General features: G+C 67.9%; 26 protein-coding genes. 11 read left to right on the forward strand and 15 right to left on the reverse strand.

The annotated features are described in order from the left end of the window. Positions 1–40 precede the first annotated feature (40 nt). A complete protein-coding gene (locus tag ACFXKA_RS00630) occupies positions 41–586 on the forward strand; it encodes an RNA 2'-phosphotransferase (RefSeq protein WP_379425192.1) in 546 nt (181 codons plus the stop codon). 21 nt (positions 587–607) lie between these two features. Here ACFXKA_RS00630 and ACFXKA_RS00635 read toward each other — a convergent pair whose 3' ends face one another. The 3 genes from ACFXKA_RS00635 to kstD all read right to left on the reverse strand — a co-directional run bounded on the left by ACFXKA_RS00635 (position 608) and on the right by kstD (position 4,129). Next, on the reverse strand, positions 608–955 hold the full coding sequence (locus tag ACFXKA_RS00635; protein WP_379425193.1) for a hypothetical protein: 348 nt from the start codon (positions 953–955) through the stop codon (positions 608–610). A gap of 344 nt (positions 956–1,299) precedes the next feature. Next, positions 1,300–2,160, reverse strand: a complete 861-nt coding sequence (locus tag ACFXKA_RS00640; RefSeq protein WP_354831297.1) for a MaoC/PaaZ C-terminal domain-containing protein — start codon at positions 2,158–2,160, stop codon at positions 1,300–1,302. A 265-nt stretch (positions 2,161–2,425) separates the two neighbouring features. Beyond that, entirely contained in the window at positions 2,426–4,129 is a 1,704-nt protein-coding gene (kstD, locus tag ACFXKA_RS00645) for a 3-oxosteroid 1-dehydrogenase (RefSeq protein ID WP_354831294.1), read from the reverse strand. Positions 4,130–4,242: 113 nt separating this feature from the next. Here kstD and ACFXKA_RS00650 point away from each other — a divergent pair, with 113 nt between their 5' ends. The 5 genes from ACFXKA_RS00650 to ACFXKA_RS00670 all read left to right on the forward strand — a co-directional run bounded on the left by ACFXKA_RS00650 (position 4,243) and on the right by ACFXKA_RS00670 (position 9,453). Further along, positions 4,243–5,067 carry a 2-keto-4-pentenoate hydratase gene (locus tag ACFXKA_RS00650; RefSeq protein WP_379425194.1) on the forward strand — a complete coding sequence of 275 codons (825 nt, stop codon included), beginning with the start codon at positions 4,243–4,245 and terminating at the stop codon, positions 5,065–5,067. A gap of 58 nt (positions 5,068–5,125) precedes the next feature. After that, positions 5,126–6,034, forward strand: a complete 909-nt coding sequence (locus tag ACFXKA_RS00655; RefSeq protein ID WP_354831289.1) for an acetaldehyde dehydrogenase (acetylating) — start codon at positions 5,126–5,128, stop codon at positions 6,032–6,034. 12 nt (positions 6,035–6,046) lie between these two features. After that, a complete protein-coding gene (dmpG, locus tag ACFXKA_RS00660; protein ID WP_379425196.1) occupies positions 6,047–7,135 on the forward strand; it encodes a 4-hydroxy-2-oxovalerate aldolase in 1,089 nt (362 codons plus the stop codon). Between the two features lie 380 nt (positions 7,136–7,515). Continuing rightward, the gene (locus ACFXKA_RS00665; protein ID WP_379425197.1) at positions 7,516–8,451 is read left to right on the forward strand and encodes an NADP-dependent oxidoreductase; all 936 of its coding nucleotides are present in this window, start codon (positions 7,516–7,518) and stop codon (positions 8,449–8,451) included. 69 nt (positions 8,452–8,520) lie between these two features. Continuing rightward, positions 8,521–9,453 carry a cupin domain-containing protein gene (locus tag ACFXKA_RS00670; RefSeq protein ID WP_379425198.1) on the forward strand — a complete coding sequence of 311 codons (933 nt, stop codon included), beginning with the start codon at positions 8,521–8,523 and terminating at the stop codon, positions 9,451–9,453. 91 nt (positions 9,454–9,544) lie between these two features. On the opposite strand, the gene hsaB is transcribed toward ACFXKA_RS00670, so the two are convergent. From hsaB to hsaA, 4 genes are read right to left on the reverse strand one after another with little or no spacing between them, the layout of a single operon-like run. Beyond that, positions 9,545–10,129, reverse strand: a complete 585-nt coding sequence (hsaB, locus tag ACFXKA_RS00675) for a 3-hydroxy-9,10-secoandrosta-1,3,5(10)-triene-9,17-dione monooxygenase reductase subunit (RefSeq protein ID WP_354831279.1) — start codon at positions 10,127–10,129, stop codon at positions 9,545–9,547. Between the two features lie 21 nt (positions 10,130–10,150). Next, a complete protein-coding gene (hsaC, locus tag ACFXKA_RS00680) occupies positions 10,151–11,050 on the reverse strand; it encodes an iron-dependent extradiol dioxygenase HsaC (protein WP_379425200.1) in 900 nt (299 codons plus the stop codon). A gap of 2 nt (positions 11,051–11,052) precedes the next feature. Then, a complete protein-coding gene (gene hsaD / locus ACFXKA_RS00685) occupies positions 11,053–11,931 on the reverse strand; it encodes a 4,5:9,10-diseco-3-hydroxy-5,9,17-trioxoandrosta-1(10),2-diene-4-oate hydrolase (protein ID WP_379425201.1) in 879 nt (292 codons plus the stop codon). 5 nt (positions 11,932–11,936) lie between these two features. After that, on the reverse strand, positions 11,937–13,106 hold the full coding sequence (gene hsaA / locus ACFXKA_RS00690) for a 3-hydroxy-9,10-secoandrosta-1,3,5(10)-triene-9,17-dione monooxygenase oxygenase subunit (RefSeq protein ID WP_379425203.1): 1,170 nt from the start codon (positions 13,104–13,106) through the stop codon (positions 11,937–11,939). Positions 13,107–13,302: 196 nt separating this feature from the next. Here hsaA and ACFXKA_RS00695 point away from each other — a divergent pair, with 196 nt between their 5' ends. Both ACFXKA_RS00695 and ACFXKA_RS00700 read left to right on the forward strand, forming a co-directional pair. Next, positions 13,303–14,508, forward strand: a complete 1,206-nt coding sequence (locus tag ACFXKA_RS00695; RefSeq protein WP_354831268.1) for a Rieske 2Fe-2S domain-containing protein — start codon at positions 13,303–13,305, stop codon at positions 14,506–14,508. Continuing rightward, a complete protein-coding gene (locus tag ACFXKA_RS00700; RefSeq protein WP_379425205.1) occupies positions 14,508–14,837 on the forward strand; it encodes a hypothetical protein in 330 nt (109 codons plus the stop codon). The genes ACFXKA_RS00695 and ACFXKA_RS00700 overlap by 1 nt, the downstream gene beginning before the upstream one ends. An 84-nt stretch (positions 14,838–14,921) precedes the next feature. On the opposite strand, the gene ACFXKA_RS00705 is transcribed toward ACFXKA_RS00700, so the two are convergent. Together ACFXKA_RS00705 and ACFXKA_RS00710 are read right to left on the reverse strand one after the other, a co-directional pair. Then, a complete protein-coding gene (locus tag ACFXKA_RS00705; protein WP_354831265.1) occupies positions 14,922–15,332 on the reverse strand; it encodes a cupin domain-containing protein in 411 nt (136 codons plus the stop codon). 78 nt (positions 15,333–15,410) lie between these two features. Beyond that, a complete protein-coding gene (locus tag ACFXKA_RS00710) occupies positions 15,411–16,469 on the reverse strand; it encodes a saccharopine dehydrogenase NADP-binding domain-containing protein (RefSeq protein WP_379425207.1) in 1,059 nt (352 codons plus the stop codon). 96 nt (positions 16,470–16,565) lie between these two features. Between ACFXKA_RS00710 and ACFXKA_RS00715 the strand changes: the two genes are divergently transcribed. Both ACFXKA_RS00715 and ACFXKA_RS00720 read left to right on the forward strand, forming a co-directional pair. Beyond that, complete coding sequence (locus tag ACFXKA_RS00715; RefSeq protein WP_379425208.1) at positions 16,566–17,480, forward strand: AraC family transcriptional regulator; 915 nt, start codon at positions 16,566–16,568, stop codon at positions 17,478–17,480. Between the two features lie 74 nt (positions 17,481–17,554). Beyond that, positions 17,555–18,292 (forward strand): Sir2 family NAD-dependent protein deacetylase, encoded by a 738-nt coding sequence (locus ACFXKA_RS00720; protein WP_354831259.1) that lies wholly within the window; start codon positions 17,555–17,557, stop codon positions 18,290–18,292. 5 nt (positions 18,293–18,297) lie between these two features. Here ACFXKA_RS00720 and ACFXKA_RS00725 read toward each other — a convergent pair whose 3' ends face one another. After that, a complete protein-coding gene (locus tag ACFXKA_RS00725; protein WP_354831256.1) occupies positions 18,298–19,050 on the reverse strand; it encodes a DUF427 domain-containing protein in 753 nt (250 codons plus the stop codon). 163 nt (positions 19,051–19,213) lie between these two features. Between ACFXKA_RS00725 and ACFXKA_RS00730 the strand changes: the two genes are divergently transcribed. Continuing rightward, on the forward strand, positions 19,214–20,704 hold the full coding sequence (locus ACFXKA_RS00730) for an amino acid permease (protein ID WP_379425211.1): 1,491 nt from the start codon (positions 19,214–19,216) through the stop codon (positions 20,702–20,704). A gap of 22 nt (positions 20,705–20,726) precedes the next feature. Here ACFXKA_RS00730 and ACFXKA_RS00735 read toward each other — a convergent pair whose 3' ends face one another. The 5 genes from ACFXKA_RS00735 to ACFXKA_RS00755 form a co-directional block, all read right to left on the reverse strand. Beyond that, positions 20,727–21,197 (reverse strand): heavy metal-binding domain-containing protein, encoded by a 471-nt coding sequence (locus tag ACFXKA_RS00735; protein WP_379425213.1) that lies wholly within the window; start codon positions 21,195–21,197, stop codon positions 20,727–20,729. A gap of 72 nt (positions 21,198–21,269) precedes the next feature. Beyond that, entirely contained in the window at positions 21,270–22,499 is a 1,230-nt protein-coding gene (locus ACFXKA_RS00740) for an MFS transporter (RefSeq protein ID WP_379425864.1), read from the reverse strand. A gap of 131 nt (positions 22,500–22,630) precedes the next feature. Then, positions 22,631–23,089, reverse strand: a complete 459-nt coding sequence (locus ACFXKA_RS00745; protein ID WP_379425214.1) for a MarR family winged helix-turn-helix transcriptional regulator — start codon at positions 23,087–23,089, stop codon at positions 22,631–22,633. A 132-nt stretch (positions 23,090–23,221) separates the two neighbouring features. Further along, positions 23,222–24,265, reverse strand: a complete 1,044-nt coding sequence (locus tag ACFXKA_RS00750) for an acyl-CoA dehydrogenase family protein (RefSeq protein WP_379425216.1) — start codon at positions 24,263–24,265, stop codon at positions 23,222–23,224. Between the two features lie 82 nt (positions 24,266–24,347). Then, positions 24,348–25,391 carry an acyl-CoA dehydrogenase family protein gene (locus tag ACFXKA_RS00755; protein WP_379425218.1) on the reverse strand — a complete coding sequence of 348 codons (1,044 nt, stop codon included), beginning with the start codon at positions 25,389–25,391 and terminating at the stop codon, positions 24,348–24,350. Positions 25,392–25,398: the final 7 nt, after the last annotated feature.

Consider the following 25,398-nt stretch of genomic DNA (forward strand, 5'->3'; position numbering starts at 1 on the left):
ATCGCTTCGAATCCGGCTGTGGGACTGGTTCACTCGCGCCATGAACGAACAACAGATGATCAAGACCTCGAAACGGTTGTCGAGGCATCTACGGCACGCCCCCGAGGCCATCGGCATCGAGCTGGATCCGGCCGGGTGGGTGGACGTCGCCACGCTGCTGTCGGCGCTGGGCCGGCACGGGCGGGCGCTCTCGCGTCCCGAACTGGACGAGGTGGTGGCGCGGAACAACAAGCGCCGCTTCGAATTCGATGCGACGGGGACCCGGATCCGCGCGAGTCAGGGGCACAGTGTCGACGTTGACCTGGAGTATCGGGCGACCGTGCCGCCCGCGGTTCTCTACCACGGCACCGTTGCCGCGGCCCTGCCCGGAATTCGCGCCGAGGGGCTGAAGCCCATGCGCCGCCACGACGTTCACCTGTCGGCGGATATGGAGACCGCCGTCAAGGTCGGGGCACGACGTGGCAGACCCGTGGTACTGACCGTGGCTGCCGGCGCGATGAACCGCGACGGGCACGAATTCCGGGTCAGCACCAATGGGGTCTGGCTGGTGGCCGCCGTCCCGCCCGGATACCTGTCCGGACTCTGAGCGGGGCGGTCGCCGCGGCGACTACTGGAGGGCGGGGGGCATGCGGGTCGGCTTGATGCGGCCGGCGTCGATGAGCGCCCGGAATGCCGCGGCCTTGCGCGCGCACTCCGCAACCGGGCAGCGGCGGTGCTGCTGCATGGTGCGATGGGCTTCCTGGACGCCCAGCGGGTGATTCGGAGCGAGGTGCGACCAGGTGGAGGTGTCGGGAGTTGCCAGCGCTGATGCGCTGCGTTCCTTGTTGATTCGATCGCGGATGCGTTCTACGGAGAGTCGGTCCGGATCGTGATGGGGGTGGTGCAGGCTCATGATGGTGACAGCCATGATCACGAGCGTTGCGAGGGTGGCCGTGAACACTTGCCAGGCGGCCATTTGTTCACCTTCTCCATGTCTTTCGGTAGTAGTCAGCTAGATATTCAGTTGGTTAGCTAGATATTCACCGTATGCCTGAAGACGTTACGCCTCCAGCGCGTCTTGGGTCAGGTTCAATCGAATTTCGGCCGCTTTGAGCAACTCGGCTGTCGCCGATCCCGCTGTCGCGCTGCAGATTTGCGGCCATCTCCATATCCGGTATGCGGCTTATGGCCGAATTGTCGTGTCACCCACCGGGTCTCGGCCTCCGCGCCGACTGCTCAACAAGATCAGGGAGCTCCCACCGGGGAAATCTGTCCGATTTCCCGCGGTGAGAGCTCCCTGATCTCGAAGCTCTGTTCGGGTTACGAGTGGGTGAGGACCACGTCCGCGAGGACGGGGGCGTCGTCGCGCTCGACGACGGTGACCGCGATGACGAGTTCCCCGTCCTGCTGCCAGATTCGGGAGCGCAGGGTCTCACCGGGGTACATGACGCCGGCGAAGCGGGCGCGGAAACCCTTGACGCGGGACGCATCCGAGGCCAGGACGGTGTCGGTCGCGGTCTTCAGGACCAGGCCGTAGGTGCACAGGCCGTGCAGGATCGGGTTGGGGAAGCCGGCATTGCGGGCGAATTCGGGGTCCGAGTGCAGCGGGTTGCGGTCGCCGCACATGCGGTAGAGCAGCGCCTGCTGCGGCAGGGTGGGGGTCAGGACCTCGAAATCCGGTGCCCGGTCCGGAAGTTCGGTCTTCGCGCTGGGGCCGCGGTCGCCGCCGAAGCCGCCCTCGCCCTTGGCGAAGATGGAGGAACGCGACGTCCACAGGGGTTCGCCGTCGGAGCCGACGGCGGTGTCCTCACGCCAGATGACGGCATTGGAGCCCTTGTCCCAGATCTCGCTGATGCGGCCGGAGATGCTGCCCTTGCCGGAGGCCGGGATCGGGCGGTGCACGATGATCTCCTGGCTGCCGTGCACGACCTTCGCCAGATCGATGTCGATGCCGTCGAACTTCACCTTCGGCGGCTCGGTCTCGTGGAAGGACGGCGCGACGGTCGCGAAGGACGGCAGCACCTGCGGCTCGCGATCGTCGACGTAGCGCAGCTCGGCGGCGTCGGTCCAGCGGTTGCCCGCGCCGAGCGCCAGGTTGTAGGTCTGCACATCACTGGCGGACCAGCTGAATTCGCGCGCGGGAATCTGCGCGCCGAGCGCGACACTCAAATCGATGGGCATGAAAGGTTCTCCTCGTCACTCGCGTCCGATGGTCCGGCGCGGCTCGCCTCCCCGCAAGCCGCCGCCCCGCTGACCGGGTCGCGCTCGAAAGTCTGGTTCCCGGCCCGCCGCGGGAAAGAGCGTTCGCGGCGGCGGGCACGGGCTGTTCAGTTGTCCGCGCCCCGCCGGGATAGAGCGGTACGGCGGGGCATGCGGGGTGGGTTGGGCGCGGACTCGACGTGACCCGACTCGCGCCCAACCCGATCCTGAACCGGGTTGGGACGGTTCAGGATGCTTTCTCGGCCAGCGGCGCGCCGTTCTTCGCCTTGGCGGCGATGTCCAGGGCGGCCAGGTAGCCGAAGGTGATGGCGGGGCCGATGGTCGCGCCGGGCCCGGCGTAGGTGTGGCCCATCACCGGGGACGAGGTGTTGCCGGCGGCGTACAGGCCCTCGATGACGGTCCCGTCCTCGCGCAGCACGCGGGCGTCGTTGTCGGTGACCAGACCGCCCTTGGTGCCGAGGTCGCCGGGGACCATCTTCACCGCGTAGAACGGGCCGACCTCGAGCTTGTTCAGGCACGGGTTCGGCTTGATGGTCTGGTCGCCGTAGTAGCGGTCGTAGGCGCTGTCGCCGCGGTTGTAGTCGAGGTCCTTGCCGGTCGCGGCGAAGCCGTTGAAGCGCTCGATGGTGGCGGCCAGCTTGTCGGCCGGGACGCCGATCTTCTCGGCCAGTTCGGCCACCGTGGGCGCGACGACGATCAGGTCGTTTTCCATCCACCGGGACGGAATCCGCTGGCCAGGCTGCAATCCGGCGAAGATGTACCGGGACCGGTAGCGCTGATCGAACACCAGCCAGCACGGCACGTTCTCGCCCGGACCCTCACCCTGCCCGTATTCGCCGCCGTACATGGTGTGCACAGCCTCGACGTAAGGAGCGGACTCATTACCGAATCGCTGACCTTGCGTATTGATCATGATGCTGCCGGGCAGATTTCGCTCGGCGAGGCAGAACCAGGGCTTTCCCTCACCGCGGAAGGTGGTCGGACCCCACCAGGCGTCGTCCATGAAGTCGATGTCCGCGCCCGCCGCGATGCCGGCCCGGATGCCGTCGCCGGTATTGGCGGCCGCGCCCGTGGTCCACTCGGTGGTGATGGGCTCGCGCTGGTACTTGTGCCGCATGTCGGCGTTGTGCTCGAAACCGCCGCTGGCCAGGATGACGCCGTACTTGGCGTTGAACCGGACGGCCTGCCCGTTCTCCTCGGCGTCGACGCCGGTGACCACGCCGTTGTCGATGACCAGTCCGGTGAGCGGGGTGTTCAGCAGCACCGGCACATTCGCGTCCAGCAGACCCTTGCGCAGGCCGGCGATGATGGCCTGGCCCATGCCGACCAGCGCCTTGCCGGTGACCTTGCCCCACGCCCAGCGGGTGCCGACGCGCAGCACGCGCGCGATGCCGACCGGGTGGCGGCGAATCAGGTTGAGCTTCTTGTAGTCCGCCTGCATGACGACGACGTTCAGCGGCGCCTTGCTGTAGGCCGGCTCCAGCTTGAAGCGCTCCTCGCCCAGGACTTTGAGGTTGAACGGCTTGGGCTCGCAGCTGCGGCCGTCCGCCTTGCCGCCCGGTGCCTCCGGGTAGTAGTCGGAGTAGCCGGGCACCCAGGTCATCTTCAGGGCGGAGTGGTCGAGCACGTAGTCGAAGGCTTCGGCGCCGCGATCGATGTAGGTGTCGATCTTCTCCTTGGGCACCACGTCGCCGATGATGCTGTACAGGTAGGTGCGCGCCTCGTCGAGGTCGTTCCCACGGCCCGCGGCCTTCAGCACCTTGTTTCCGGGAATCCAGACGCCACCGCCCGATCGCGCGGTAGAACCGCCGTAATGAGCGGCCTTTTCGATGAGCACCGTGCGCAGACCGTGGTGCGCAGCGGTGAGGGCGGCGGACATACCGGCGGCACCGCTGCCGACCACCACCACGTCGTAATCCCGATCAGTCATGTAGAACACGTTATAGAATCGATCCTGGTTTGGTCTATGTTGGTCTGGCAGATGGGACTGCTGAAGCGACGTTATTCACAAAAACTCGTTTCAGTTTCTAGTCTCGTTACTGGATGGCCACCGGCCGGTACCCCCGATGGAAGGAACACAGCGTGCTGACCGACGCGCTACGTAAGGAACTGGCCGACGAGCTCGCGGCGGCCGAGCGGACCCGGGTTCCGATCGATCCGCTGGCCGTGCGGCATCCCGAGATCGACGTGGTCGATGCCTACGAGATCCAGCTCATCAATATGCGGCAGCGCTTCGACGGCGGCGCCAGGGTCGTGGGCCACAAGGTGGGCCTGTCCTCCAAGGCCATGCAGCAGATGATGGGCGTGGACGAACCCGACTACGGGCACCTGCTCGCGGAGATGGAAGTCTTCGAAGACGTTCCGGTCGACACCTCCAAGTACCTGTACCCGCGCGTCGAGGTCGAGGTCGGCTTCATCCTGGGCGCCGACCTGCCCGGCGAGGACTGCACCGAGGAGGATGTGCGCAAGGCCACTGTCGCCTACGCGCCCTCCATCGAGCTCATCGACACTCGCATCAAGGACTGGAAGATCGCGCTCTGCGACACCATCGCCGACAATGCGTCCTCCGCCGGATACGTGCTGGGCAAGCAGCGGGTCTCGCCGGACCAGCTGGATATCAAGAACATCGACGCCGTGCTGACCCGCAATGGCGAGGTCATCGCCGAGGGCCGCTCGGACGCCGTGCTGGGTGACCCGACCATCGCGGTGGCGTGGCTGGCGCGCAAGGTCGCCTCCTTCGGGGTGCGCCTCAAGGCCGGCGACATCGTGCTGCCCGGCTCCTGCACCCGCGCCATCGACGCCCGTCCGGGCGACGAGTTCATCGCCGAGTTCGCCGGACTCGGTTCCGTCCATCTGGGTTTCGCGTAGACCTGAGCCGATCAGGCCGCGTCGCACAGACACTGACCTCACCGAGTAGGAGAAAGCCGTGACTGCAAGCAAAGTCACCGCCGCGATCGTCGGGTCCGGCAATATCAGCACCGATCTGCTGTACAAGCTGCTGCGTTCGGAGAAGATCGAGCCGCGCTGGATGATCGGCATCGACCCGGAGTCCGAGGGCCTCAAGCGCGCCCGCGGCCTGGGCCTGGAGACCTCCGCCGAGGGCGCGGACTGGCTGCTGGCGCTGCCGGAGAAGCCGGACCTGCTGTTCGAGGCCACCTCCGCGTACGTGCACCGGGCCTACGCGCCCAAGTACGCCGAGGCCGGCATCCGTGCCATCGACCTCACCCCCGCCGCCGTCGGCCCGGCCGTGATTCCGCCGGTCAACCTCGACTCGCTGCGTGACGAGATGAACGTCAACATGATCACCTGCGGTGGGCAGGCGACGATTCCGATGGTGCACGCCGTGTCCCGCGTGGTTCCGGTCGAGTACGCCGAGATCGTGGCGTCGGTGTCCTCGGTGTCCGCCGGTCCCGGCACGCGCGCGAACATCGACGAGTTCACCAAGACCACCTCCGCCGGTGTCGAGACCATCGGCGGGGCGAAGCGCGGCAAGGCGATCATCATCCTGAACCCGGCCGAGCCGCCGATGATCATGCGCGACACCATCTTCTGCGCCATCCCCGAGGACGCCGACCGCGACGCGATCACCGAGTCGGTGCACCGGATGGAGAAGTCCATCCAGGAGTACGTGCCCGGCTACCGGCTGCTCAACGAGCCGCAGTTCGACGAGCCGTCGCTGGTTTCCGGTGGCATGGCGAAGGTTTCGATCTTCGTCGAGGTCGAGGGCGCGGGCGACTTCCTGCCGCCGTACTCGGGCAACCTCGACATCATGACGGCCGCCGCCACCCAGGTGGGCAACGTGCTGGCTGACCAGATCATCTCGGCTCGGGTGTAAGGAGTTCCGACAGTGAGCAATTCGAACGCTGAATCCAATTCACCGCTCGCGGTGGCGAAGCCGTTCTCGGCGGATCTGGACATCCGGGTCACGGACACCAGCCTGCGTGACGGCTCGCACCACAAGCGGCACCAGTTCACCGTGCAGGAAGTGCGGGACATCGTCGGTGCGCTCGACGCCGCCGGCGTGCCGGTCCTCGAAGTCACCCACGGTGACGGCCTGGGCGGTTCCTCGTTCAACTACGGGTTCTCGAAAACCCCTGAGCAGGAACTGATCAAGGCCGCCGCGGAGACCGCCAAGCAGGCCAAGATCGCCTTCCTGATGCTGCCGGGCGTCGGCGTCAAGGAAGACATCAAGATCTCGCAGGACAATGGCGCGAGCATCTGCCGCATCGCCACCCACTGCACCGAGGCCGACGTCTCGATCCAGCACTTCAACATGGCCCGCGACCTCGGTCTCGAGACCGTCGGCTTCCTGATGATGGCGCACTCCACCACCCCGGAGAACCTCGCCAAGCAGGCCCGCATCATGGCCGACGCGGGCTGCCAGTGCGTGTACGTCGTCGACTCCGCCGGTGCGCTGGTGCTGGAGCAGGTCACCGACCGCGTCTCCGCCCTGGTCGCCGAGCTGGGCAATGACGCGCAGGTCGGCTTCCACGGCCACGAGAACCTGGGCCTGGCCGTCGCCAACTCGGTCTACGCCGTACGCGCCGGCGCCACCCAGATCGACGGCAGCGCACGCCGTTTCGGCGCGGGCGCGGGCAACCTCCCCGTCGAGGCCTTCATCGGCGTCTGTGACAAGCTCGGCATCAAGACCGGCGTCGACTTCTTCGCCGTCACCGATGCCGCCGAGGACGTCGTCCGCCCGGCCATGCCGACCGAATGCCTCCTCGACCGCCAGGCCCTGATGATGGGCTACGCCGGCGTCTACTCGTCGTTCCTGCGCCACGCCGAGCGTCAGGCTGAACGCTACGGCGTCTCCGCCGCCGAAATGCTCGTCCGCGCCGGCCGGCGCAAGCTGGTGGGCGGCCAGGAAGACCAGCTCATCGACATCGCCCTGGAACTCCAGCGCGAAAAGGAGAAGTCGGCCGCCAACGCCTGACCCCACCCAGTCGCTGGGCCGCAACCGACTCCGGTTGCGGCCCAGTCTTGTTCAGTACCGATGCCTCGGCCGAGGGGTGGTTCAGCGTGCGGTCACTGTGGGCTTGGGTGCGACGGATGTATGACGTGCGACGGCGATCGGCCGCGCTGGCGCGGCTGCAGAAGGCGGTCGCGGGCGGCGCGATCGATCTTGGTGTGTTGGAGGATAAGCGGAACTGCCGACGCTGAGTATTTGAACACCGCCTTTGAGGTCACGTACGTCTCTGTATGGATACGTAGGGATAAAAATCTAAGACTCTGTGGCATTCAAAGTCTTTCTAGCCCTGCCTAACGTTGTCGATGTGCGGTTCGAGGAACGAGCCGAGTGACAGCGTCAGGGAGATGAAGGCGATGCGTGCGGTGATTCAGAAGAGCTTTGGTGGGCCTGAGGTTTTGGAGGTTGTGGAGGTCGAGAAGCCGGAGTTGTTGTCGGGGGAGGTGCTCGTCAGGGTGAAGGCCAGTGCGGTCAATCCTGTTGATGTGGCGGTTCGGTCGGGGGCGTTCCCGTTGCTGGGGGAGCCGCCGTTCGGGGTTGGGTGGGATATTTCCGGGGTGGTGGAGGCTGCTGGGCCGGGGGCGCGGTATGAGATCGGGGAAGAGGTTTATGGGATGCCGTTCTTTCCCAGGGCCGCAACGGGTTACGCGGAGTATGTGGCTACGCCCTCGCGGCAGGTGGCTCGGAAGCCGAAGTCGCTGAGCCATGTTGAGGCTGCGGCGCTGCCGCTGGCGGCGCTGACCGCGTGGCAGGGCCTGGTGGACAAGGCGGGTGTCAAGGAGGGGGATCGGGTGCTGATCCACCGGGCGGCCGGTGGGGTCGGGCATCTGGCGGTGCAGATTGCGAAGGCGCGGGGTGCGTATGTGATCGCGCTGGCGAGTGCCGGGAAGCACGACTATGTGAAAAGTCTCGGCGGGGATGAGGTGATCGATTACCGGACAACCGATTTCACCGCGGTCGTGAAGGATGTCGATAGTGTCTTCGACTCTGTCGCTGACGGTGCGCGGTCGCTTCAGGTGTTGAAGCCGGGTGGGGTGCTGGTGACGATTCTCGAGCATATGGATCCGGAGCTGGAGCGGGCCGTGAAGGAAGCCGGGCGCCGGTTCGCGGGTGTTTCGGTGGAACCCGACTACTGGGCGCTCGAGCAGATCGCGGAGCTGGTCGACGCGGGGAAGCTGCGGCCGACCATTGCCGAGAAGCTGCCGCTGGAGGAGGCGGGGAAGGCGCACGAGATCGTGGCGTCGGGGCAGACCGTTGGCAAAGTGGTGCTGACCGTCGAGTGAGGGGCGGGGTGAATAATCGGGGCGGGATCCGGGTTGCAGGGCGCGGATTCGAGGTGAAGGAGATCGGTCGTGGATGTGCTGAGTGAGGCCCTGGCTTCGATGCGGACCGGTGCGCCGAACTCGGTGCGGACGGATGGGCGGGTGCCGTGGGCGCTGCGGCTGCCGCCGACGGCGGGTGCGGGATTCCATGTGGTGCTGCACGGGACCTGCTGGTTCTATCCCTCGGACAGCAGTACCCGGCCGATCGCGCTCGGGCCCGGCGATGTGGTCTTCGTCCGGGACGGGGCGGGGCATATTCTCGCCGACCACCCGGACACCACTCCGGAGATTCCCCGGCCCGAGCAGTACACCCAGCGTCCGCCCGTGGGCGCGTTGCAGATCGGCGGGGACGGCCCGGCCACCAGTCTGCTCTGCGGCAACTATCACCTCGACGGGCAGCGGCCGCATCCGTTGCTGCGGCAGCTGCCGGAGGTGATCCATCTGCCCGCCCGCCACGGCCGGCACCCGGAGTTGAATGCCGCGATCCAGCTGCTCGGCGCGGAGCTCGACAATCCGCGCATCGGATCGCACGGCATCGTGCCGGCGCTGATCGACTCGCTGCTGCTGTACATCCTGCGCGCCTGGATCGAGGAGCAGCCGCAATCCGAGGCGGTGGGATGGGCTGCGGCGCTGCGTGATCCGGCCGTCGCCCCGGCGCTGGAAGCCATGCACGGCGATCCAGCCGCGCCCTGGACCGTGCAGTCCCTCGCCGATCACGCGGGCCTGTCCCGCGCCGCGTTCGCCCGCAAGTTCAATGCCAGGGTCGGCGAACCGCCGCTGGCGTACCTGACCCGCTGGCGGCTCACCACTGCGGCCCGCCTGCTGCGCGATGACGAGCTGGCCATCGAAAAGGTCGCCGCCCGAGCGGGATACAGTTCGGAGTTCGCGTTCGGGAAGGCATTCAAGCGTGAATATGGCCTTGCCCCTGGCCAATACCGTCGGCAGGCTCGCGCTGCTGCGTGATCCATCCACAACACTCACAGATGCAAAGTGCCCCTGTGGATGAATTCCACAGGGGCACTTTTCTATCGCCAGGGTTCTGGAGGAACCCGACTCACAACCAGGTGTCCAGGGTGGTGGTCGTGAGGAAGTGTTCGAGGTCCGCGCGCCAAGGCGCGGGCGTCGTCTTCTCCGGTTCGATGGCCGTGTACTGGCCCCGGTAGAAGAGCAGCGGCCTGCCGGAGTCGGTGGACTCCGACAGGGCCTGGACCCGGCCGATCACGATGTAGTGATCGCCGCCGTCGAGCACGTTGTCCACAGTGCACTGGATCGTGGCCAACGCGCCGTCCAGCACCGGGAGGTCCAGTTCCGAGGTGTGCCAGTCGATTCCGGCGAACTTGTCGGGTTCGCGGGAGCCGAAGCGGGCGCACACCGGCTGTTGCTCCTCGGCGAGCATGTTCACGGCGAAGCTGCCGTTGCGTTCGATCGCCGCCCAGGAGCGGGACTCCTTGGTGGGGCAGAAGAGCACCAGCGGCGGATCGAGGGACAGGGCGGCGAACGACTGGCACGCGAAGCCGATGGGGGCCCGCGCGCCGTCGACGCCGTCGAAGGTGGTGATGACGGTGATGCCGGTGCAGAACTGCCCCAGCACGTTCCGGAACTGACGCCCGTCGATGACGGGATTGGCGTCGGTGGTCATTGGCCGCCCCTGTTCGTCTCGCTACTTGAATCCGACGCTGAAGTCGTGGCCCCACAGGCTGACCGCGGTGGATTCCCGCGCGATCCACGAGTGGTCGTCGACTTCCAGTCCCTCACAGCCGAATTCGATGTCGAACCCGCCCGGCGTCTTCATGTAGAACGAGAGCATCTTGTCGTTGATGTGCCGCCCGAGGGTGGCCGACATCTTCACCTTCTTACGGTTGGCGCGGTCCAGGCAGAGGCCGACGTCGTCGGAGTTCTCCACCTCGACCATGAGGTGCACAATGCCCGTCGGGTTCGGCAGCGGCAGGAACGCCAGCGCGTGGTGGCGCGGGTTGCAGCCGTAGAAGCGCAGCCAGGCCGGGTCGCCGTCGGCGGGACGGCCCACCAGCTGCGGAGGCAGCCGCATGGAGTCGCGCAGCCGGAAGCCCAGCACGTCCTGGTAGAACGCCTGCGCCGCAGCGTCGTCCGTGCAGGTGAGGACCACGTGGCCCAGGCCCTGCTCGGCGGTGACGAACTTGTGGCCGTAGGGGCTCACGAAGCGGCGGCCCAGGTACTGCGCGCCGTAGAACGCCTCGAGGGTGTTGCCGGCCGGATCCTGGAATCGGATCATGCCCTCGACCCGGCGCTCGCCGAGCTCCTCCTTGGTGCCCTCGGTGAAGGTGACCCCGGCCTTGGACAGGGTCTCGCGCAGCTGCTGCAGCCCGCGGGCGTCGGTGACCTCCCAGCCCGAGACCAGCAGCCGGTCCTGCTCGCCGGGGACGATCACCAGCCGTGCGGCGAAATCGTCCATGCGCAGGTAGAGCGCGTCGGGGTTGAGCCCGTCGCCCTCCATCATGCCGAGCACCTTGAGGCCGTACTCGCGCCAGGCCGCCATATCGGTGGCCTCGATGCGCATGTAGCCGAGCGCCTTGATACTCATGCTCACTTCTCCTTGACGCCGAGCAGGAAGTCGGTTGCCAGGCGGTTGAATTCGTCGAACTTCTCCAGCTGTGCCCAGTGTCCACAACCGCCGAAGACATGCAACTGCACGCGCGGCACCATCTTCAAGGCGACCAGGGCGCCGTCGATCGGGTTGACCCGATCCTCACGGCCCCAGATCATGAGCACCGGCTGCCGCAGCTTGAACGCGTCGCGCCAGATCATGCCCTTGGCGAAATCCGCTCCGGCGAAGGACTTGCCCATCGCGCGGGTGGCGGCCAGCGACTCCGGCTGCGAGGCCGAGGCGAAGCGCTCCTCGACGAGTTCCGGCGTGATCAGCTTCTGGTCGAAGACCATGATCCGCAGGAACGCCTCCAGGTTCTCCTTCGTGGGTTCGAAGTTGAACTTGGACAGCAGCTTCACGCCCTCGGTGGGGTCCGGCGCGAACAGGTTGGTGGACAGGCCGCCCGGGCCCATCAGCACCAGCTTGCCGGCGCGGTCCGGGTAGTCCAGCGCGAAGCGGGTGGCCGCGCCGCCGCCGAGCGAATTGCCCAGCAGGTGTACGCGTTCGGTGATGCCGAGGGTGTCGAGCAGGTCCTTCAGCGCCGAGGCCGAGTGCACGAAGTACTGCGGGTGCTCGGTCGGCTTGTCGGATCGGCCGAAGCCCGGCTGGTCGACCGCGAGGACGTGAAAGTCCTTGGCCAGCACCGGAATGTTCTTGGCGAAGTTGGACCACGAGGACGCGCCCGGGCCGCCGCCGTGCAGCAGCACGATGGTGGGTCCGTTGCCGACCCCGGCCTCGTGGTAGTGCAGCTTCAGGTCCGGCCGCACCTGCGCGAAGCGCGAGGTGGACTCGTAGGTGATTTCTCCCACTGCGGTCATGGGGATTACACCATTCCGTCGGTGACCGGGAGACCGAAGGCGTGGGTGCCGTACATGACGTAGGCGCGCTCCGGATCCTGCGAGGCGTGCACGCGGCCGGCGTGGGCGTCACGCCAGAAGCGCTGCAGCGGAGTGCCTTCCACGAGCGCGGTGGCGCCGGCGGCCTCGAACAAGCGGTCGACGGACGCGATCACGCGGCCGGTGGCGCGCACCTGGTCACGGCGCGCGGCGGCGCGCATCTCGAACGGAACGTCCTTGCCCGCCACGATGCACGCGTACTCGTCGGCGATATTGCCCGACAGCTGACGCCAGGCGGCGTCGATGTCGCTGGCGGCCTCGGCGATCCGGACCTTTGCGAACGGGTCGTCCTTGGTGTTCTCGCCCGCGAAGGCGGCTCGGACGCGCTTGCCCTGGTGCTCCACGTGGGCCTCATAGGCGCCGTAGCCCATGCCGATGATCGGCGCGGTGATGGTCGCGGGGTGGATGCTGCCCCACGGCATCTTGTACAGCGGGTCGGTATTCTGCTCCAGGCCAGGCGATTTCAGTTCGCCCATGGTTCGCATGCTGAGGAAGCGGTGCCGGGGGACGTACACATTCTCGACCACGACGGTGTTGGAGCCGGTACCGCGCAGGCCGACCACGTGCCACACGTCGTTGATCTTGTACTCGCTCCGGGGGATCAGGAACGAGCCGAAGTCGACCGGCTTGCCGTTCTTGATGACCGGTCCGCCGACGAACACCCAGTCGGCGTGGTCGGAGCCGGAGGACCAGGCCCACGAACCATTGACGATGTAGCCCTCGCCGTCCTCGGTCACCACGCCCGCGCCCATCGGGGCGTAGGAGGAGGAGATCCGGACCTCGGTGTCGTTGCCCCACACCTCTTCCTGTGCGCGCTGGTCGAACAGCGCCAGGTGCCAATTGTGGATGCCGAGGATGCCGGCGCACCAGCCGGTGGAGCCGCACGCGCTGGCGATCTTGCGGACGGTGTCGTAGAAGATCACCGGGTTGCAGGCGTAGCCGCCCCACTGCTTGGGCTGCACGAGCTTGAAGAAGCCGGTCGCCTGCAGATCCTTGACGGTCTGGTCGGGAAGGCGGCGCAGATCCTCGGTCTCCTGGGCGCGCTCACGCAGGGTCGGCAGCAGCGCCTCGACCCGCTCAACTACTTCTTGCGTCATCTCGCCAGTTGCTCCTGCCTGGTGTTACGGGAAGCGGTCTTCGTTTGTCCCTGAGAGTAGAACACGTTCTTATTCCTGTCGAGAACGTAGTACAAGCGCAGCTCAGAGCGCCCCTATCCAGGTAGTGGGACCTATCGCTGGCCAACTGTCAGCCGATTTTGTAACGTGTTCTAGTACATCCATAGGAGGATCAACGATGGCGACAAGCGCCCAAGGGCCCCGCGGGAAGGTCCGCGAGATCGACGTGGGCTCGACGCCCACCCGCTACGCCCGGGGTTGGCACTGCCTCGGCCTTGCCAAGGACTTCCGTGACGGCAAGCCGCATGCGGTCAACGTATTCGGTACCAAGCTGGTCGTTTTCATGAACAGCCAGAACGAACTGAAGGTACTGGACTCCTACTGTCGTCACCTGGGCGGCGACCTCTCCATGGGTGAGGTCAAGGGCGACTCCATCGCGTGCCCGTTCCACGACTGGCGCTGGGGCGGCGACGGCAAGTGCACCGGCATCCCCTACGCGCGACGCGTGCCCCCGCTGGCCCGCACCCGCGCGTGGATCACGCTCGAGCGCAACGGCCAGCTGTTCGTCTGGCACGACCACGAGGGCAACCCGCCGCCGGACGAGGTGACCATCCCGTACATCGAGGGTCCCTACACCAATGCCGACGGCAGCTCCTCGGAGACGCTCAACGAGGGCTGGACCGACTGGACCTGGCACTCGCTGCTGATCGAGGGCTCCAACTGCCGCGAGATCATCGACAACATCGTGGATATGGCGCACTTCTTCTATATCCACTACGCCTTCCCCACGTTCTTCAAGAACGTGCTCGAGGGTCACGTCGCCACCCAGTACCTGGAGACCAAGGCCCGGCCGGACATCGGCAACGCGGCCAAGGCCGGCATCGACGTGCTGCTCAAGTCCGAGGCGTCGTACTTCGGGCCGTCGTACATGATCAACCCGCTGCTCAATATCTACAGCGGCTTCGAGGTCAAGACGGTCCTCATCAACTGCCACTACCCGGTCACGCAGAACTCCTTCATGCTGCAGTGGGGCGTCTCGCTGGAGAAGCCGAAGGGGCTGCCCGAAGAGCAGGCGCAGATGTTCGCGGCCAAGATGACCGAGGGCGTCAGCGAGGGCTTCCTGCAGGACGTCGAGATCTGGAAGCACAAGTCCAAGATCGACAACCCGCTGCTGACCGAGGAGGACGGGCCGGTCTACCAGCTGCGCCGCTGGTACGACCAGTTCTACGTCGATGTCGCCGACATCGACCCGAAGTCGGTGCAGCGCTTCGAATTCGAGATCGACACCTCCAAGGCCAACGAGGCCTGGGGTCTCGAGGTCGAGGAGAACCTGCGGAAGAAGCGGGAGGCCGACGAGGCCGCCGCGCAGGAGGCGAACGTCTGATGACCAGCTGGGCGAAGGCACCCGATTTCGCGGACCGTCCGGAACAGCGAGCACAGGTGCGCGCCCAGACGGTTCTCGACAAAGAGCGCTACATGGAGTCGGGGCTGACACCGATCGCGTGCCAGACCTGCGGCACCGAGGTGCTGGTGCGCAAGCACAGTCACAATCAGAAGACGGTGCAGTGGACGGTCGATCCGGCCGCGCACTGCCCGGTCTTCCGCAAGCTGGCCGAGTCCGGGCCGACCACCGGTAAACCGGACTCCTGCCCGAACCTGGAGAAGACCATCGACCATGCGGTCGCGGAGGGTCTGCTCGGGATCGACGACTGAGAGTCGCCGGACCACCGATTTCCTTGCTTCGTGCCCGCCGCGCACAGCGCGGCGGGCACGCGAATCGCAGAGCAGGTTCGCGGCTCAGTCGAGCCGGAAGTCGGCGAAATCGAATCCGGGGGAGACGACACAACTCACCAGCACGTAGTCGTCACCCGCCGGACGGGCGGCCTGGCTGATTCCGCCGGGAACCACCGCCTGGGGGCGTTGCCCCTGCTCGACATCGGGTCCGAGGACGATCTCCTCACCCCCGATGTTCAGCAGCAGGGGACCACCCCGATGCCAGAACCAGATCTCGTCCGATGTCACGGTGTGCGGCGCGGACTTCTCGCCGGGTAGCAGCAGGAAATAGATGGCCGTGCCGGTCGCGCGCGGGCCCGGGTAGCCTGCCGGCTCGAATTCCACTCCGCTGCGCCACGTTTCCCGATACCAGCCGCCCTCGGGATGCGGCACCATATCCAGTTCAGCGGCCAGCTTCGGACGGTCGTCACTCATGGTCCCCACTGTATTGCGGGGCTCGACCGAATTCCCTGTACTGCGAGCGCGTTCGGCCGGGCGTCATCGACGGCCGTCTCATGCCCCGGTGATCGTCCAGGTGATGCCATGGGTCGCGAGCGAATCCAGGAAGTCCGTGGCGTCGAAGGCCTCCGAGGGCGTGAGCGCACCCGGCTTCGCGGCGCCGCCGGCGAGCCGCACGGCCGCTTCGACCGCCATCAGGCCCGAATCCCGGTAGGAATCGACCCCGCTGACCACGCCGCGCCGTGTCCGGCCGTCCCTGGCGGTGGCGTCCACGATCATGTCGTAGCGCAGATCCGAAGCGGCACTGGGCTTTTCCGGCAGGCCGGCCACCAGCTCGGCCGTCAGGCCGGTGATGTTGGCCCGGAACACGCTGTCGACGGCGCCGGTGACCGACGTGGCATCGGTGTGACGCGGGATGGTGAGCACCGCGGGGAAGGCGAACTTGGCCACCGCGGTCGGCTCGGTGTCGCCGGGGTACAGCATGGGCGCCGGATCCGCCGGGCCGGTGCGGAACTCGCCGTCGGCATAGTGCCAGCCGCCCGCGCGGAACCAATCCAGGCTGGCCAGTACGGTTTTCGCGCTGCCGCGGGAGCCGTCCCCGCCGCTGCGGCTGTGGTGGCTGATCACGAAGCCGACCGGTCCGGCGAGACGCGCGGCGAGCAGATCCGCGAGCAGGTCGGCGGGGAGATTGCTGTCGGTCACCGAGGAGAGGACCGTCACCCCGGCACGCTCGGCGCGCGGGCCGTACTCGTCGAGGACCCGGCGGAGGAACAGTTGCTCGCCCGAGATGTCGACATAGTGCGTGCCCGCGTCGAGGGCGGCGGCCAGGATGGGCTCGCCGAGGTCCACGTAGCCGGGCAGGCTGCTGATCACCACATCCGCGCCGGTGAACGCCGCGACCAGGGCGGCGTGATCGTCCACCGCCGCGACCCGGATCTCGGCTTGCGGCAGCCCGGCCGCGTCGGCAGCGGCGCGTAGCCGATCGGCATTGCGGCCCACCAGGATCGGGGTCAGGCCGCGGCGATCCAGCTCGGCCAGGATGTAGCCGCCGGTGTGGCCATTCGCGCCGTATACGGCGATGGTGGGGGTCTGCGTGGCTTCTTGTGTCGTCATGTGAATGAAGTTATTCACGTGCAGTGAGCATATGAATGGCTGAATTACTCAATCAGATGCTCAAAACGCTCACCGAGTGAGCGGTATGGTGGCGAGGTGGACATCCTCAGCGAGACCGTCGCCGCCATCCGCACCGGCAACCCGGCCTCGGGACTCTTCATCCGGCACGCGCCGTGGGGCCGTCGCTATCCCAAGGTGCCCGGCGCGGGATTCCATGTGGTGCTACAGGGTTCGTGCTGGGTGCTGCCGCCCGGCGGGGAGCCGGTCGCGCTGGGGGCCGGCGATGTGCTGTTCATGCCGCGCGGCGAGAACCATGATCTGGTCGACGGGCTGGGGACGCCGATCACCGAGGTCGCCGTGCCGGGCGAGCCGCGCGAGATCGCGGGTCCGGGCGCGCGGACGACGCTGGTGTGCGGTGCGTACGAGCTCGGGCGGCACCGCAGCCACCCGCTGCTCGACGACCTGCCGGAATTCATCCACCTTCCCGCCCGTCCCGGCCGCCACCCGGCCCTGCGGTCCGCGGTCGATCTGCTCGCCGCCGAGATCGCCGAACCGCGACCCGGCACCGATGCCGCCATCCCCGCGTTGCTCGACACCCTGTTGCTGTTCATGCTGCGCGCCTGGTTCGACGAACAGTCCACCGCGCCGACCGGCTGGGCCGGCGCCTTCGGCGACCCGGCCGTATCCGATGCGCTGCGCGCGATTCACGCTGCGCCGGAACGGAGTTGGACGGTCCCGGAACTGAGCGCCGTCGCCGGGGTCAGTCGCGCCACCCTCGCTCGCCGCTTCCTCGCCACGGTCGGCGAGCCGCCGCTGTCCTATCTGACCCGCTGGCGCATGCTCACCGCGGCGCGGCTGCTGCGCGAGACCGACACCCCGCTGGCCGGCGTGGCGAGGAAGGTCGGCTATCAGAGCGAATTCGCCTTCGCCAAGGCCTTCAAACGCCAGTACGGCTCGGCTCCCGGCCAGTACCGCCGCGTCGACGATGAACCCGCTGTTCTGGCGGTCTGAGCGCGGGCCCGGCTCGTCGCGCGGCAGGCGGTGGTAGGCGGCGGGCCGGGTGGGGTCGGCATAGGCTGAGCAGTGTGACGGACTGGCGTGCACGCAGGGGACCGATCGGCGTCTTGACCGGCGCGGGGATTTCGACCGACTCCGGAATACCGGATTTCCGTGGGCCGCGCGGGGTTTGGACCGAGGATCCGATCGCGGAGCTGCTGTCGACGTATCAGAACTATGTGGCGGATCCGGAGCTGCGCACCCGGGCCTGGCTGGCGCGGCGGGACAATCCGGCCTGGCGGGCGACACCCAATGCGGCACATCAGGCCCTGGTGCGGCTGGCCGCCTCGGGACGGGAGGTCGGCATCATCACCCAGAACATCGACCGGCTGCACCAGCGGGCCGGGTCGGACAGCGTGGTGGAGATCCACGGCAATATGTTCGAAGTCGTCTGCATCGACTGCGATTTCACCGATTCCATGGCCGCCACCCTGGAACGGGTGGCCGCGGGCGAGCCGGATCCAGCGTGCCCGGACTGCGGCGGCATCCTGAAGGCGGCCACCGTCATGTTCGGCCAGCAGCTCGACACCGCCGCCATTCGCGCGGCGGTGCAGATCGCCGAGAACGCCGAAATCTTTCTGGCCGTGGGCAGTTCACTCCAGGTCGAGCCCGCCGCGTCCATGTGCGCGGTGGCGGTGGACGCGGGGGCCGACCTGGTCATCGTGAACAACGAGCCGACCCCCTACGACGACTACGCCGCCGAGATCGTGCGCGACCCGATCGGGGCGGCGCTGCCCCGGCTGGTGTCGGAGATCCTGGGGGACTGAGGGTTTCAGCTGAACGGCGTCTTGGGGCGCGGCACCATCTCGCCGTCCACCCAGATGTCGACCTTCTCGTTGTAGAACGAGGCCAGCCCGGCGATCTTCTGGCTCTCCGGCAGCGGGGTGCGGTAGATCCACACCAGGTCCGGGTGGCTGGTCTCGCCCAGCTGGACGTTCCAGTACTCGGCGTGGCCCTTGTACGGGCACGACGTCCTGGTCGCCGACGGTCGCAGCAGGTCCATGCGGATATCGGTGAGCGGCAGGTAGTAGCGGGCGGGCAGCCCGGTCTCGAACAGGATGCGCGGGGAGTGCGAATCGGCCAGGGTCTCGCCGTCCAGTTCGACCCGGATGTGGCGGGAGCTGGCGAGGATGTCCACCCGGGTGTACGGGTCGCGGGGGTGGACGTAGATGGGCTCGTCCTCCTCGAACCACTCGTCCATGGCCTGGAAGTCCAGTTTCACCAGGTCGCGCAGTTCCGGAATCGGGGAGTCCAGGTGCCGGACGGCCGCGCCCGCCGCGGTGACGTCGTCGGCGATCACATCGAATTCGGTGCCGTCCCCGCGGCTGGGGGAGTGGCGGGTCTTGCCATTGGGCTCCAACTTCACCCGCAGGTCGGCGACCGGCAGATAGTAGGTGGGGTAGTGGGGTCCCTCCCATACCAGCGTCGGGTTGACGGTATCGGCGGCCAGGTGACCGCCCAGGTAGGCGCGTACCCGCTTGGCGCTCGGTTCGACGCGTACCCGGCCACGCTGTGTCTCGGTCATACCTCTTGACGGTACGCCGGTGGGTAAACCGCTGTCGGGGAGCAGGATTCGCGTACCGGCGGCAGCCCGGGAAACCGTGACCCGACCGGCGATTTTCCCTGCCTGACCAGGGCCGATATGGTGTTCGGGCAACACTCGAGCAACACAAGAAGGTGGCGGTCAGATGTCGGAAACCGGCAGTGTCCAGGAGCCGGAGCCCGGCAGTGCCCTGAAGCCGGAGCCCGGCAGTGCCCTGAAGCCGGGAACCGGTGGTGCCCAGCCGGCGGAAGCGGGCGGGGAGCAGCAGGGACTGCGTACCGGACTCCGGCGCCGGCACATGACGATGATCGCCATCGGCGGCGCGATCGGCGCGGGCCTGTTCGTGGGCAGTGGCTCGGTCATCCAGACCGCCGGGCCCGCCGCCATCCTGTCCTACGCGGGCGCCGGACTCGTCGTGCTGTGCGTCCTGCGGGCGCTCGGCGAAATGGTGGTGGCCCGCCCGGTCGCCGGATCCATGGGCGAGTACGCGCGGATGGCCATGGGACCGTTCGCCGGCTTCACCGTCGGCTGGCTGTACTGGTACCTCTACGTGATCCTGGTCGGGGCCGAGGCGGTGGCCGGCGCGGCCATTCTCGGCAACTGGATCGACCTCGACCAGTGGGTCCTGTCCGCTGGACTGCTGATCGTCATGACCGTGGTCAACCTGGTGTCGGTGAAGTCGTTCGGCGAGTTCGAGTTCTGGTTCGCCTCCATCAAGGTGGTGGCGATCGTGGCCTTCCTGGCCATCGGACTGGCCTGGGTGTTCGGGCTGTGGCCGGGCTCGGACGCGGGCTTCGCCAACCTGACCCGGCACGGCGGCTTCGCGCCCAACGGGATCGGCGGCGTCTTCTCCGCCATCGTGGTGGTGATGTTCGCGTTCGGCGGCACCGAGATCGTGACGGTGGCGGCCGCGGAATCCAAGGAGCCCGGCCCGGCCGTGGCCCGCGCCACCAACAATGTGCTGTGGCGGGTCGGCCTGTTCTACGTGGCCTCGATCTTCCTGGTGGTGACCATCCTGCCGTGGAACGACGCCAAGGTACTGACGAGCCCGTTCGTGAGCGCGCTCGAGCACATCGGGATTCCGGCCGCCGGCACCATCATGCAGGTCGTCATCCTGACCGCGGTGCTGTCGGTGCTGAACTCGGCCATCTACGTCTCCTCCCGCATGCTCTACGTCCTCACCCGCGACGGCGACGCCCCCGCCTCCCTGGTGAAGCTGAACAAGCGCGGCGTCCCCGCCCGGGCCGTCCTGCTCGGCACCGTCGCCGCCTGGGGCGCGGTCATCGCCTCCTACGTCTCACCCGACCAGGTCTTCACCTTCCTGGTGAACTCGATCGGCGTCGTCCTGGCCTTCGTCTACGTGGCGATCATGTTCTCCCAGTTGCGACTTCGCGCTCGCCTCCGCCGCGAGGACCCCTCCGCCCTCACCTACCGCATGTGGGGCTACCCCTACATCAGCTGGGCCGTCATCATCGCCCTCTTCGCCGTCTTCGTAGCCATGGCCCGCAACCCCGACCAGCGCAACCAGCTCATCGCCTCCACCATCAGCCTCCTGGCAGTCATGGCGATCTACCCCCTGCGCGCCAAATTCGGCCGCAAGAAGCCGGTCCGCGACGTAGAGATCCTCCACCACTGACCGGCGGGAGCGGAGCGCCCGGCTACTGCCCGACGGGCTTCACCACGACCGCGGTGCCATAGGCGGCGACCTCGCTCATGGTGTTGGCGATCTCGTTGCAGTCGAAGCGCATGGCGATCACCGCGTTCGCGCCATAGGCCATGGCATGTTGGCACATTCGCATGATGGCCTCGTGCCGTGACTGGTACAGCAGCTGGGTGTATTCGTGGATTTCGCCGCCGCCCAGGGCGCGGAAGCCGGCTGCGAAGTTGGCGCCCAGGCCGCGGCTGCGGACGGTCAGGCCCGCGACCTCGCCGATCACCTTGACGATCTCCTGGCCGGGTACGTCGTTCATGGTGGAGACCAGGATGGGGAACTGGGGGCCCGGCTGCTGCTGCGGTTGCGGCTGGCCCTGCTGGGGGTAGGGGGCCTGACCCTGTTGCGGGTACTGCTGCCCGGGGCCCTGCTGGGGGTACTGCTGGTAGGGCTGCTGCGGCGGCATGGGTTGGTTCATGAGCGGGATCGTACGGGGTGAAACGGAACGCGGACCGCATCCAGTGGGTGCGGTCCGCGAACGCTGGGCGAATCAGTCGTCGCCGAGGGCGATGGCCTGGGCTTCGGCCGGGGTGTGGGCGGCGGGGGCGTGATCGTCCATGTGGGACAGGAGCTTTCGGCCGGAGCACAGGACTGCGACCGCGGCGGCGGTGCAGGCGGCGCCGACCCAGAAGGGGAGGGACGCCTGGTGTTCGCCGAGCTTGCCTGCCAGGTAGGGGGCGGCCGCGCCGCCGGCGAAGCGGACGAAGCTGTAGGCGGCCGAGGCGGTGGAGCGCTCGACGGGGGCGGCCTCCATGACGGCCTCGGTGATCAGGGTGTTGTTGACGCCGAGGAACAGGCCCGCCAGGACGGTGCCGGCGATGAGGACCGGCTTGTGGTCGGTGAATACGGCCATGACCGCGAGATCCGCCGCGAACAGGGCGAGCGCGAGCGCCATCATGGGCACGGTTCCGAAGGCGCGCTGCAGTTTCGGGGCGAAGACCACCGAGGACAGGGCGAGCAGCAGACCCCAGCCGAAGAAGATGAACCCGATCGAATAGGTGCCCATGTTCAGCGGGAACGGGGTGTACGCGAGCAGGGTGAAGAAGCCGTAGTTGTAGAGCAGCGCGGTCACGCTCACCAGCAGCAGGCCCGGGTAGGTGAGGGCCTTGAACGGCGCGACGATCGAGGTCGGCTTCGCTGGCTTCGGCGACTCCGGCAGCAGCACCACCAGGGCGACGAACGCGACCGCCATCAGGACCGAGACGCCGAAGAACGGTGCGCGCCAGGTGAAGTGGCCGAGGAACCCGCCCACCAGCGGACCCGACGCGATGCCGATGCCCAGCGCCGCCTCGTAGAGGATGATGGCGCGGGCGACGCCGCCGGTGGCCGCGCCCACGATGGTGGCCAGCGCGGTGGCGATGAACAGCGCATTGCCCAGACCCCAGCCGGCGCGGAAGCCCACGATCTGCCCGACCGTGCTGGAACTGCCTGCGAGAGCGGCGAATACGACGATGATGGCCAGGCCGGCCAGTAGGGTCTTCTTGGCCCCGAAGCGGCTGGAGATGACGCCGGTGATGAGCATGGCCACGCCCGTGACCAGCATGTAGCTGGTGAACAGCAGTGTCACCTGGGACGGCGAGGCGTGCAACTGCTCGCCGATCGGTTTCAGGATCGGATCCACCAGCCCGATGCCCATGAAGGCGATGACCGAGGCGAAGGCGACGGCCCACACCGATTTGGGCTGGTTGGGTTTCGAGGTGGCGGCGCTGGTTTTCGACAGGATGGCGTTGTCGGCGCCGAGGGCCGCGGGGAAGGCGGGCCGGGTGATCGGGCTGGTGGTCACTGGAGAGTCCTCGTCTACGAATGATGATGAGTCGCAGCTGCTTTCGGTCGAGTTGCGAGGGGCCGGATTCAGGCTCCGGCGGCCTTGAAGGCCTCGGCGAGGTCGTTCAGGTCCCGGCTCAGCCGGGTGAGCAGGGCCGGATCGAGGTCGGGAAGGCGTGCGGCGAGGGAGTTTCCGAGGTGGTCCCGGGCGTCGGCCAGCCGGTCTCGTCCCGCGGGCGTGAGTTCGACGACCACGGCTCTGGAGTCGTCGGGATCCTTGGTCCGCGTGGCGAGACCGGCGTCGGTCAGCCGTCCGATCAGCGCCGTTGCTGCCGGTTGCGAGCATCGGTCGAGGCGAGCGAACTCGCTGATCCGCAGGGGGCCGTACTCGTCGAGGGTCCCGAGGGCCCGCATGACGGCGTGCGGAAGATCGATGCCGCCGAGTACTCCGGCCAGGCGGTTGAGCCGTGAGGTGGCGACGACGATGTCGACCAGCCTGTCCCCGGTGTCCTCCGGGGTGAGCTCGGTTGCCTGTCTCAGCTGCACCCGTCGATTGTTGCATAAGCTAACTATGTAGTTACATGGGCTAACGATATTTGGTCGCGTGAGATACGGCACAACGCAAACGGCCCGTGCGCAGCGAACTGCGCACGGGCCGTTTCCGGAAAGGATTCGCCGCTAGGCCGGACGGGCCAGCGGACGGGCGGGAGTGCCGAAGAGCTGGGCGTCGGCGTGGGCGCGCTTGAAGAACAGGTGCGCGTCGTGCTCCCAGGTGATGGCGATACCGCCGTGCATCTGGACGGTCTCGGACACCACCGAGTTGAAGGTGTCGATGGCATGCAGGCGGGCGGACTGCACGTCGACGGCCTCGACCGCGCCCGCGGCCAGGCCCGCGATGGCCAGGTACGCGATGGAGCGGGTCGACTCGACCAGCACGTACATGTCGGCCATGCGGTGCTTGAGCGCTTGGAAGCTGCCGATCGGGCGACCGAACTGCACACGGGACTTGGAGTACTCGACGGTCATGTCGAGGCACTGCTCGGCCGCGCCGAGCTGCTCGGCAACCACTGCCGCCCAGGCGATTTCACGCAGCCGGGCGACATTCGGCTCGCCCAGCGGACGGGCCTCGACCGAGTCGAAATCGATGCGCGCCAGCTTGCGGGTCGGATCCTGGGTGACGACCGCGGTGCGGGTGACGCCCGCGGCCGTGCCGTCCACCTCGAACAGGCCCGCGGCGGTCAGCACCAGCAGGGTGTCGGCGTGCACGCCGTCCAGCACGTAATGCGCGGAGCCCGAGAGCTTTTCGCCCTCGGCGGTGACCCCGAACGAGTCCCAGCCGCGCGGCCCGGCCCAGCACAGCGCCAGCGTGCGGACACCCTCGGCGACCTCCGGCAGCAGCCGCTCATTGGCCTCGGCGTTCCCGGCCAGCAGCAGCGCCTGTACACCCAGCACGGCCGAGCCGAGCATGGGCGGCGCGGACAGCGTGCGCCCGAGCTCCTCGACCACCAGCAGGGACTCGACCAGACCGACCCCGACGCCGCCGAACTCCTCCGGAATCGCCAGCGCGGCGACACCGACCTGCTCGCACAACAGCTTCCACAGCTGCTCGTCGTAGCCGCGCTCGCTCTCCAGCCCGCGCCGCATGGCCGCGCTGTCCCCGTGCTTGGCCAGCACCGCGCGCACGGTGGTCGCGAGTTCCTGCTGTTCGGCGGTGAGGCTCATGCCTTCGCTCCCATGTCGTAGAAGTGATTCGAGTGTGTCGCCCGGCGGCCGGGTGTGGTCGGCGCCCCGGCCGCCGGGGTGCTCATGCGACGTTTCCGGCGCGGAGAGCGGCGGCGATGCGGGCGCGGTGTTCGGCCGGGGTGCCCCAGGCCGAGCGCAGCGCGGTGACCTTGGTCAGCCACAGTGACAGATCGCATTCGGCGGTGTAGCCGATGGCGCCGTGCACCTGCAGCGCGATGCGGGCGGCCTGGTAGGCGGCCTCGCCGCAGGCCAGCTTGGCCGCGGAGATGTCGCGGCCGCGGGTCTGCGGGTCCGCGCCGGACTCCAGGGTCAGGGCCGCCCGGTAGAGCAGCGGCTGCGCCATGTCCAGCCCGATGTGGGCATTGGCCACGTGGTGCTTGATGGCCTGGTAGCGCCCGATCGGGGTGCCGAACTGCTGCCGCTGCTTGACGTACTCGACGCTGGTGTCCAGCAGCGCCCGGCCCGCGCCGAGCAGCTGCGCGGCGGCGGCCAGGGCGGCGGTGTCGAAGGCGAGATCGATGGCGGCGCCGACGCCTTCGCCCTCGGCCAGGGTCTCGCCGGCGGTCACGGTGAACAGGCGGCGGGCGGCGTCCACCGACTTCACCAGCGCTCCGGCGGTGGCCAGCGCGATGCGGTCGCCCTCGGCGATCAGCACCAGATCGGCGATGTCGGCATCCAGCGCGGTGGCCGCACCCTCGGCCCGGCCCGCATTCGCGCCGGCCGTCGCCGTCACCGCGAGGGTGCCCAGCTTCGCGCCCTCGGCCAGCTCGGGCAGCCGCTCGGCGGCGAGCGCCGAGTCCGGAAGCGCCTGCAGCAGTGCGGGAATCGCGGCGGCGGTCTCCACCAGCGGGCCCGGCACCGCGGCCCGGCCGATCTCGGTGAAGGCCACGATCATCTCGACGGGGCCCGCGCCGAAGCCGCCGTTCTCCTCGGTGACGGTCAGGCCCAGCGCGCCCGCCTCGGCCAGCTGGCCGATGAGTGCGCGCCCGGCGGCGGAATCGCCTGCGCCCCACGCCCGGACGACGCCGGGAGTCTTGGCGGCCTCGCCCATCTTGCGCAGGCTGGCGGCGAAATCGTTCTGTTCTGCGGTCAATGCGAATCGCATGTCGTCG

The sequence above is a fragment of the Nocardia sp. NPDC059228 genome (assembly GCF_042754245.1).
GTDB lineage: Bacteria > Actinomycetota > Actinomycetes > Mycobacteriales > Mycobacteriaceae > Nocardia.